Origin of the sequence: Bradyrhizobium sp., from assembly GCF_049581145.1 — a bacterium.
In the GTDB taxonomy this organism is placed as follows: Bacteria; Pseudomonadota; Alphaproteobacteria; order Rhizobiales; family Xanthobacteraceae; genus Bradyrhizobium.
On sequence record NZ_JBAURI010000717.1, the window covers coordinates 1 to 10106 of the forward strand.

Genomic DNA, 10106 nt, shown 5'->3' on the forward strand with positions numbered 1-10106 from the left:
CCACAATGCCGGCGCCGCGGTGATCGCAAAACTCGCCGAGCTTGCCACCTCCGACCGCCGTTCGCCGCTGTTCGGCGCCGGCAATGCCGGCGTGGTGGCGCGCGACGGTCGACTGTTCCGCCGCGACGACGAAAGCCGAGGCGAAAGCTATGGCGATATCCTCAGCCGCGCAGGTCGTGCCGAGATCGAAGCCCGCGGCAATGGCGCCATGGACCCCGCGGCACAGTCGAACTACGCCATGCATGCGCATGGCGCGGTGTTTGCCGAGGTCAAGGTCGATCCTGATTTGGGCCAGATCCGCGTCACCCGCATGGTCGGCGCCTTCGCCGCCGGACGCGTGATCAATCCGCGCATGGTGCAGAGCCAGATCCTGGGCGGCATGATCTGGGGCGTCTCGTTCACGTTGCATGAGCAGGCGATCACCGATCACCGCTCCGGGCGGATCATGAACGCCAACCTCGGCGAATACCATGTCCCGGTGAATGCCGACGTGCCACACATGGAGGCGATCATGGTCGACGAGGTCGACCCTCATGTGAACGTGCTCGGCATCAAGGGCGTCGGCGAAATCGGCATCACCGGTTCGGCCGGCGCCGTCGCCAACGCGGTCTGGCACGCCACCGGCATCCGCGTCCGCCGTTTTCCGATCCGGATCGACGATCTCGTGACGCTCGCCGCGCACTGAGCGGCGCGGGAATTTTGCGGCGCGGCCGGAACGCGAGTTTCGGCCTCGCTGCAAACACTCCCGGACATCGCGACCGGCCGGCGAAGCCCGTTGTCGGCCTCGCCAAAAGCCGCTAACGTTGCGTCTCTCGCGCGACTGGCGACCTTGGATGGAGCACCATCGGGAAGCGCGGGAACAACCTGCCGTTCGCCTGGGCACATTCCCCGATCAAACCGCTTCTGTTGGGAGCTGCCCATGCTTACGTCGATCGCTATCGCCGGACTTCAGACCTACGGCTATCACGGGCTCTTCGAGGAAGAGCGAACGCTCGGCCAGAAATTCAATTTCGACATTTCGGCAACGCTGCGCGAGGTCCGGACCCACCTCGGCGATAATCTGGACTGCTCCGTCAGATATGACGCCGTGATCGATGAAGCCTTGCAGATTGCGGGGTCAGGCCGATTCCAGACTCTTGAAGCCCTGGCCGAGATGATCGCGACGGGCCTGCTTCGGCGCTTCGCTGCGATCGACGGCGTTACGGTTGCTGTCGCGAAATTCAGTCCGCCGATCGTCCACTCGATAGAACAGGTCCGCGTCGAGGTCCGCCTGCAGCGCGCCGACCTGGCGCCGGACCAGGGTGAAACCGCCCACGCATCTGCCTCCCCGCAATATTTCGGCGTTCGCGACCAAGATACCCGTCGAGGGTCTCGATGCCCATGACGGCTTGGACGATCCTGCCGTTCCAGGCCGGCGACGCGCCGGCCGTGCGGCGACTGATCGAGTCCGTCTGGCATGAGCATTTTCAGCATCACCCGGATCCGTTCGTCCGGGATTTCATCTCCGCGCGCCTATCCGACGTCGACAGTGCGGACACCGCATACGGCGATCGGGCACTGTTCCTGTGCGCGCGCACCGAAAGCGAGATCGTGGGCACCGGTGCGATCAAGCGCCTCGACGATCGCGAATGCGAGATGGTCCGCATGTTCGTCGCCCCGGCCCATCGCGGTCACGGGATCGGGCGGGCCATCGCAGACGAGTTGATCAGCTTTGCCGGCATGGCGGGATATGTTCGCATCCGCCTGTCCAGCAACAGCTCCTTGACGGCTTCGCATCGTCTCTACGAGCGGCTGGGTTTCCAGCCCGCGCCATCCTGGGACCCGGGTGGCGAGACATACTCACGCTACTACAGCCGTCCGATCTCGAATCCCTGACATCCAGGGGCGAAGCGCACATCGACCAGGTCGCATCCCGCGATTTTTCCGGCCCGCGCGCTACGCCGCCTTCTTGTCGATGTTGATGGCGAACCACTTGCGATAGGCTTCCCATTCGCGGTCGGGTTCGAACTCGACATGCAGCGCGTCGTCCTCGCCGCTGCGCACCGAGAAGCGGAGATTGGCTTCGCAGCCCTGAATCTTGAGGCTGCCGGACTCCCCGATCTCGAGATCGGTCACGCGCTTGATCCAGGCGCCGCCTTCGGAAATATCGGCAAGCTGCGCGTTCGGCCGGGCGCCGCCGCGGCAGGTGACCTGGATCGGCAGGCTGGAATGAAAACGCTGCCAGCGACGCCGGTTGGCCTCCTCGGTCGAGGTGCGGACCACCTTGACCAGAACCGACTGCAACGACGCCAGGTTGGACGACACGTTGGCGATGGCGCGGCGCACCTCGCTGGCGCGGCCGTCGACCGAATTGGCGTCGCGGCTGACATCGCCGATCTTGGCGGAGACCTGTTGCGCCGCGGCGGCCGATGCCGCGACCGAGCGGCTGATTTCGGCGGTTGCGGTATGCTGCTCTTCCATCGCCGCGGCAACGGAGGCCGCAACCTCATCGATCTCGGATATCTTGCTGCCGATGCTTTCGACCGCTTCCACGGTGGCCGTGGTGGCGGATTGCACCTCGGCAATCAGCCGGGAAATCTCGTCGGTCGATTTGGCGGTCTGGTCGGATAGCGATTTCACCTCGGCGGCCACCACAGCGAAGCCGCGGCCGGCGTCACCGGCGCGCGCGGCTTCAATCGTGGCGTTCAGCGCGAGCAGGTTGGTCTGCTCTGCAATGCCTCCGATCAGACTGGAGACTTCAGCGATCCGGGTCACGGCGCCGGCCAGCGACTGGATGGTTTCCTGTGCCTTCTCGCGACCCGAAACCGCGGTCTTGGTGATCGCGCCGGCGCGTGCCACCTGGGCTGCGATTTCGCGAATCGAGGAAGTCATTTCCTCAGCCGCCGCCGACACGGTTTCGGTATTCGCCAGAGACTGTTCGGAGGCTGCGGCAACCGCTGTTGCCTCGGCCGAAAGGTCGCGGGCGAGCCCGGACAGGCCCTCCGCCGCGGTCTGGACGTCGCGCGAGGCCTCGGACACGGCTTCAACCGATGCCCCGGTTTCACGCTCGACGGTATCGGCCATCTGCAGCGCGGCTTTCCTGCGCAGGTCCTCGCCCTTGGCCCAATCCTTCTGCTGCCGTTCGTGCAAACTCGCGTTCTCGAGCGCGTTGTCCTTGAACACCGCCAGCGCCGCGGCCATCGAGCCGATTTCGTCGCGCCGCTCGGCAAACGGAATCGCGGTCGTCAGTTTCCCCTTGGAGATCTGCCGCATCGCCTCGGTGATCCGCACCAGGGGACGAATCACGCCGAAAGCGAAGCCGAGAACGCCGAGGATCACGACCGCGAGCACCAGGCCCGACACGGTCCACACCACGAAGGAAAGACTGCCGTCGCGCGCGGCGGCGGTCGCTTCCATGTCCGAATTCACCTTGTTGGCGCTGTCGACAAGGCTGTCGATCACCGCACGATGGGCGGAATAGACCTCCGTCAAGCGCGAATAGGCCGCTTCGGCCTTCCCGGTGTCACCGTTGTGCAGGGCCGGCAGGAGATCGGTTTCGACGATCTGCCCGAACTTCCGCACCTCGGCGTCGGATTTGTCGACCAGCAACGTCTTCAGGGCCGGTTGCAGGTCGGAAGCGCTCCAGAACGTCTTGCGGTCCTCGTAGTCCTTCTTGAGCTGGGCCAGCTTCTTTTCATGCAGCTCGATTTGTTTCGGCTCGCGCAGCGCCAGCGTGGTCTCGAGATAGGCCTCGATCACGTAGGCTGGCGGCGGCAGGATGTCGGCGACCAGGTCGTTGCCGAGCTTGATGCTCTGATAGAGCGGGCCGCCGACCTTCAATTCCCTCAGCGCATAGGCTCCCGTCAGGGCCACGGACGCGAAGCCCACGGCCAGGATCAGGCCAAAACCGGCGATCGCAGCGGAGATCGAAATTCGAATTTTCATGTCAGCTCACGTGATACGGAAAAGCCGATCGCGACCGCGATCGCAGCCTGCGCGGCCAAACGGCGCGCGAAACAGCCGGTTCGAATCTTGCTGATTTGCCTCTTTAACCCGGTTAATTTCCGGAGCCGTAAAAATGCGGAGACGGCCCTTCTGACCTATCGCAAAGCCCAGGTCCGCTTCGCCTGCCATCATGAGTCGATGATTGGCGAGGCCCACGATGTCAAAACCGGTTCCCGACAAGGCAGAGATCGCGCTCGAATATCCGGACAAGTTCTACGTCGGCACGTTCGAACACAGCTCGCGCTTCGAGGCGCATCTCGATCCGGCCGGTCTCACGCTCGTGCTCGAACGGCCGGGCGACGAGGACGTCCGCAAATCCGTGCACATGCATGTGAGCTTCGGCCTGCTCGCCGGCATCCTGCGCGAGCTTGCCGCAAGTGTCGGCGGCATTCCGAAAGACGACATCACCCACCGCAACCAGCTTGCCGAGGCGGTCGCACGATTGCACGAGGCGTTGACCTCGTCTTGACGCAACTGTCTCAAAGCGGCACGCGGGGACTTGCGCGTTAAGCTCGTCTTCACGCCTGATAAGGGCTTTGTTAAGCACAAGAAAACGTTTGCTTGCCAACGGGTTGGATTGCAATCCGCTGTGCCCCTCCAGTGACAGCATTTTATTCAAAAGCGATCTATCTCCATGTCCGTGCAGGACGCCTCACACGTGGCGTCGCTTTAGGTCATGTGTTGGAGTTACACCGATGAAAAAATTTCTGTTTGCTACCGCAGCGCTCGTCATTCTCGGCGCCGCGCCGGCCCTCGCGGCCGATCTGGGCACCCGCGCGCCTTACTACAAGGCTCCCCCCGTCTATGCGCCGATCTACAATTGGACCGGTTTCTATATCGGCGGACACGTCGGCGGCGCGTTCACCAGCGACAGCAATTTCAATGGCCTTGCCACCGGCAACAACGGCAATGGCCGTTTCCTCGGCGGCCTGCAGGCCGGCGCGGACTACCAATTCGCGCCGAACTGGGTGGTCGGCGCCGAAGCCCGATACAGCTGGCTGAACGGCAATGTCGGCGCGGTGTTCCCGGGCGGATTTGGCTACACCAACAACCAACGCGGGCTCGGCTCGGTGACCGGCCGCTTCGGCTACACCTGGGGCCCCGGACTGCTCTATGTGAAGGGCGGCTACGCCTATTCCGACAACAATGAATCAGTCACGCTGGGCGGCGTTCCGGTCGCATTCGCGACCAGCGGCGACCATCGCAATGGCTATACCGTCGGCGCAGGCGTCGAATACATGTTCGCCCCGAGCTGGTCGGCCAAGGTCGAATACCAGTACTATAATTTCGGCAATGCCAGTTTCACCGCGCCCGCCGCGCTCGTTCCGCTCGGCAGCTTCACCACCGACGATCACACGGTGACGGCCGGCGTGAACTACCGCTTCAACTGGGGCGGCCCGGTGGGCTCGCGCTACTGAGCGCAGCCGCGCACGGCAGGTTAACGAATCCCGAAGGGCCGGCGATCTGCCGGCCCTTTTTGTCTTCGATGCACAAAAACTCGGTAGATCGCCACAAGTCTCCCGATTTTGTTAACCGGACACCCGGATACTCCCGGCCGTAATTTTACGGATTGCACGCGGGAGTAGAGAATGGCGGTCGGGCTGGGCGTCCATAAGTTCCTTGGCTTTTTGCGCCCGCGCTGGGGCGTCGGGGGCAGCCTGTTCGCCGCGTTTGCCGTGATCGCCGGCATGGCCATCGTCATCTCCGGCGGTGCCGGCCTGGTGCTGCGGCATCTCAGCGAGGTCATGCTCGATCTCAGCGGCCGCGACTTTCCCCGCGTCACCGCGAGCCTAGAGTTGTCGGCGCAGAGTGCCGCGCTTGCGGCCCAAGGCCCCGCGCTGCTCATCTCGCAAAGCGAGCAGGCCCTGGCCGGGCGCGTCAAGAAGATGAAGCAGATCCAGGATGATGTGCAGGAGAAGCTCGGCGAGATCATCGAGCTCGGCGCCGACCAAGCGGTGCTTTCCGCGCTCGGCGAAACCATCAAGAACATCAATGGCGCGACCCAACGTCTGGTCGTGGCGTCGCATGACCGGCTCGCGGCCGCAGCGCTGCATGACAGGCAATATGACGCGTTGCGCGGCGCGCAAGGAGCCTTTGTCGCCGCGGCCAGCCCCGCCATGATGGACGCGCAGACACGGCTCAACACCCTCCTCACAGCGACCGAGGCCTCGGCCGATGCTGCCAATGAAGCGGCGCGGATGGTCAACCAACTCGGCAATGTCAGCGCCGGCGGCAATCTCGCGGCGTCCGACTTGGCGGCCGCGCTGGCGGCCAATGGCAGTGACACGCTGGATGAGATCGAGAAGCACTTCAAGGCGGCGCAAGAGCGCGTCGAGGCCAGCCTCGCGCTGCTGCCGAAAAATCGCAGGATCGACGCGCTGAAAGATAGCACGCTGAAGCTGCTGGCCTTCGGCGAAGGCGAGTCGAGCGTCTTCAGGCTTCGCCAGAAGGAGCTCGACGCCAATGACCACGGCCAGACCGTGCTCGAGGAGACCCGCAAGCTCATCGTCGGGCTCGATATCAGCGTGCAGCAGCTCGTCGTCGGCGTGCAGAAGGAAACCGACAGCGCGACCTTCGTGGCGCGCCAGGAGATTTCATTCGCCACCACGGTCATGCTGGCGCTGGGAGCAGCGACCCTGGTCGGCTCGGCGCTGTTCGTCTGGCGCTATGTCGGCGCCAACATCCTGCGCCGGATCCGCGGCCTGCAGCGCTCGATGCAGTTTCTGTCCGAGGGCGATCTGGAGAGCGAAATCTATCATCCCAGCGAGAGCGACGAGATCGCCGCGATGGCCAGCACACTTCAGGTGTTCCGCGAGAGCATGATCCGGGCACGGTCGCTCGCCGCCGATCAGGACCAGGATCGCGCCGCCAAGGCCGAACGCACCTTGCGCATGGAGGCGCAGATCGCAGCCTTCGAGGCCACCGTGCGCGGCGCGCTCGACACCCTGCAGCGCTCCGCCGATTCCATGCAGACTACGGCGCAAAGCATGTCGGCGACCGCCGACCGCTCCAACGCGCTGGTGGGCGCGGTCGCCACCGCCGCCGAGCAGACCTCGACCAATGTGCACACGGTGTCTGTCGGCACCGAGGAACTGTCGTCATCAATCGCCGAGATCGGCCGTCAGGTGGTGACGTCGGCCGAGATCGCCAAAAAGGCGGTCGATGAGGCCGGCGCGACCGATGCCACCATGCAGGGGCTCGCCGACAACGCCAGCCGTATCTCCGTCGTGGTCGATCTGATCCAGGTGATCGCCTCGCAGACCAATCTGCTCGCGCTCAACGCCACCATCGAGGCGGCGCGCGCCGGCGAGGCCGGCCGCGGCTTCGCGGTGGTCGCCTCAGAGGTGAAGGGCCTGGCCAGCCAGACCGCGAAGGCCACCGAGGAGATCCGCGGCCAGATCGCCAGCATGCAGGCGGTGACGACGTCGGCGGTCGCCGCGATTCGCAACATCGGCCAGACCATCGCCGAGATCAACGACGTGACCACGGCAATCGCGACCGCGGTCGAGAAGCAGGGCGCGGCGACGCGGGAGATCGCCCGCAATATCCAGCATGCGGCCGGCGGCACCGGAGAGGTCTCCAGCAATATCTCCGGCGTCTCCAGCGCCTCCGCCCAGGCGGGCGCCACGGCCGCCGAGGTGCTGAATGCGTCGGCTGCGCTGCGCCGCGAGGCCGAGGGCCTGCGCACGGAAATCGACGCCTTCCTGTCCGGCATCCGTGCGGCCTGAGCCGCGATCCCGCGCAACGGCGAAGCGCCGAGTTGGACTTTGCCGGAACCTATCCCCGGAGCTTGGCGGGAATCGGCCCCGCGCGCCCCGGATGGCCGCACCCGGTCTGGTTTTTCGGCTGGCGCCGCGCCGCAGGTGCGGCTAAGTCGATGCGTATGCATTCGAAGACAGAGACGGTTCACTCCTCCGCAGAGGCGCTGCGCTACCCCTGGGACGCCCACCCCGGCCCCGACCAGGCCGTCGAGGTGATGCCCGGCGTGTTGTGGCTGCGGCTGAACCTGCCGTTCCGCCTGAACCATGTGAACATCTATCTGCTGGCCGACGGTGATGGCTGGACGGCGATCGATTCCGGTTTCGGCAACGAGGAATCGATCGCGGCCTGGACCGCGCTGCTGGAAGGCCCGCTCCAGGGCGTGAACATCAGCCGCCTGATCGTGACCCACTCGCATCCCGATCACGTCGGGCTCGCGGGCTGGATCGTCGAGCGTTTCAACTGTCCGCTGCACATGTCGCAGGTCGAATACCTGCAGTCTGTCTATCATCAGAACCGCGGCACCGAGGAGCGCCTCAATGCCCAGCGCCTGTTCTTTCGCCGCCACGGCATGGACGAGACGCTGACCGACAAGCTGCTCGGCCGCGGCCAGGATTACCTGAAGCGGGTGTCGGTCCTGCCGCCGTCCTATCGCCGCATTTCGCATGGCGACGAAGTTTCGATCGGCTCACGCCGCTTCAAGGTGATCACGGGCGGCGGCCACGCGCTCGACCAGGTGATGCTGTATTGCGCCGCCGACAAGCTGTTCCTGTCGGCCGATCAGGTTCTGAGCCGGATTTCGCCCAATGTCAGCGTCTGGGCGGTCGAGCCCGACCAGAATTCGCTCGGCGAATATCTGGCATCGCTGGCGAGCCTCACCACCACATTGCCTTACGACGTGCTGGTCCTGCCCGGTCACGGCGTACCGTTCTACGGCCTGAAGACACGCATCAAGCAGCTCGCCGACCACCATGAGGATCGCTGCCGGCTGATCGCCGAGGCCTGCCGGGACATCCCGCAAACCTCCGCCGAGCTGGTGCCCGTGGTGTTCCACAAGCATGTGCTGGACCCGCATCAGATGGGCTTTGCCGCCGGCGAACTGATCGCCCACGTCAACTACATGCTGGTCGAGGGACGCCTGACCGCGGCCGAGATCGACGGCGTGCTGCGCTTCAAGACCACGTGAGCGGCCGCCATCGCGCCGCCGCATCTGCAACATATTGATCCGGATCAACCCATGATCGGCGTTTCCGGCAATGCTGCTTCCTGCTGGGTAGCCGCCTGACACCCGATTTCGGCTCGACAGCAAAGCTGGAAACGCTCTAGAACGGAACCGAACCGGCCTGGCTCCATTCCCGATCAGGTTTTTGCGATGGAATATAACGATTTCTTCACCACCGCCCTCGGACGTCTGCATGACGAGCGGCGTTATCGCGTGTTTGCCGACCTGGAGCGGATCGCCGGCCGTTTCCCGCACGCGCTATGGCACTCGCCCAGGGGTGCGCGCAACGTCGTGATCTGGTGCTCCAACGACTATCTCGGCATGGGCCAGCATCCGAAAGTGGTCGGCGCCATGGTCGAAACCGCAACCCGCGTCGGCACCGGCGCCGGGGGCACCCGCAACATCGCGGGCACGCATCATCCGCTGGTGCAGCTCGAGGCGGAACTGGCCGACCTGCACGGCAAGCAGGCTGCGCTGCTGTTCACATCCGGCTACGTCTCGAACCAGACTGGTATCGCGACGCTCGCCAAACTGATTCCGAACTGCCTGATCCTGTCGGATGCGCTGAACCACAATTCGATGATCGAGGGCGTCCGCCACTCCGGCTGTGAACGCCAGATTTTCCGCCACAACGACGTCGCGCATCTTGAAGAGCTGCTGCGCGCCGCGGGGCCGGACCGGCCGAAGCTGATCGCCTGCGAAAGCCTTTACTCGATGGATGGCGACGTCGCTCCGCTGGCGAAGATCTGCGATCTCGCCGAGCGCTATGGCGCGATGACCTATGTCGACGAGGTTCATGCCGTCGGCATGTACGGCCCGCGCGGCGGCGGCATCGCCGAGCGCGACGGCGTCATGCATCGCATCGACGTTCTCGAGGGCACGCTGGCAAAAGCCTTCGGCTGCCTCGGCGGCTACATCGCCGCCAGCGGAGCGATCATCGACGCGGTCCGTTCCTATGCGCCTGGCTTCATCTTCACCACCGCCCTGCCGCCGCCGATCTGCTCGGCCGCGACCGCCGCGATCCGCCACCTGAAGAGCTCGAGCTGGGAGCGCGAGCGGCACCAGGACCGCGCCGCCCGCGTCAAGGCGATCCTGAGCGCCGCCGGCCTGCCGGTGATGTCGAGCGACACCCACATCGTGC

At 64.9% G+C, this 10106-nt stretch carries 9 protein-coding genes and 1 riboswitch; of the genes, 8 read left to right on the forward strand and 1 reads right to left on the reverse strand.

Annotation, left to right across the window (positions count from 1 at the left end; genetic code table 11):
- The 3 genes from WCB02_RS23270 to WCB02_RS23280 all read left to right on the forward strand — a co-directional run.
- A partial coding sequence (locus WCB02_RS23270) for a xanthine dehydrogenase family protein molybdopterin-binding subunit (protein WP_423961822.1) occupies positions 1–685 on the forward strand: 685 nt, incomplete at its 5' end.
- 121 nt (positions 686–806) lie between these two features.
- Positions 807–888, forward strand: a riboswitch (ZMP/ZTP riboswitch).
- Between the two features lie 31 nt (positions 889–919).
- Positions 920–1384, forward strand: a complete 465-nt coding sequence (gene folB, locus WCB02_RS23275; protein WP_423961823.1) for a dihydroneopterin aldolase — start codon at positions 920–922, stop codon at positions 1382–1384.
- Positions 1375–1875 (forward strand): GNAT family N-acetyltransferase, encoded by a 501-nt coding sequence (locus tag WCB02_RS23280; RefSeq protein ID WP_423961825.1) that lies wholly within the window; start codon positions 1375–1377, stop codon positions 1873–1875. The genes folB and WCB02_RS23280 overlap by 10 nt, the downstream gene beginning before the upstream one ends.
- 60 nt (positions 1876–1935) lie before the next feature.
- Here the strand turns inward: WCB02_RS23280 and WCB02_RS23285 are convergent, their stop codons facing one another.
- Positions 1936–3924, reverse strand: a complete 1989-nt coding sequence (locus WCB02_RS23285) for a methyl-accepting chemotaxis protein (RefSeq protein ID WP_423961826.1) — start codon at positions 3922–3924, stop codon at positions 1936–1938.
- Positions 3925–4141: 217 nt separating this feature from the next.
- Between WCB02_RS23285 and WCB02_RS23290 the strand changes: the two genes are divergently transcribed.
- The 5 genes from WCB02_RS23290 to hemA all read left to right on the forward strand — a co-directional run.
- Complete coding sequence (locus WCB02_RS23290; RefSeq protein ID WP_423961828.1) at positions 4142–4453, forward strand: hypothetical protein; 312 nt, start codon at positions 4142–4144, stop codon at positions 4451–4453.
- 226 nt (positions 4454–4679) lie between these two features.
- Positions 4680–5402 carry an outer membrane protein gene (locus WCB02_RS23295; protein ID WP_423961829.1) on the forward strand — a complete coding sequence of 241 codons (723 nt, stop codon included), beginning with the start codon at positions 4680–4682 and terminating at the stop codon, positions 5400–5402.
- A gap of 171 nt (positions 5403–5573) precedes the next feature.
- Entirely contained in the window at positions 5574–7712 is a 2139-nt protein-coding gene (locus WCB02_RS23300) for a methyl-accepting chemotaxis protein (protein WP_423961831.1), read from the forward strand.
- Between the two features lie 155 nt (positions 7713–7867).
- Positions 7868–8929, forward strand: a complete 1062-nt coding sequence (locus WCB02_RS23305; RefSeq protein WP_423961834.1) for an MBL fold metallo-hydrolase — start codon at positions 7868–7870, stop codon at positions 8927–8929.
- Positions 8930–9115: 186 nt separating this feature from the next.
- The coding region (gene hemA / locus WCB02_RS23310) for a 5-aminolevulinate synthase (RefSeq protein WP_423961832.1) at positions 9116–10106 on the forward strand (991 nt) is incomplete at its 3' end.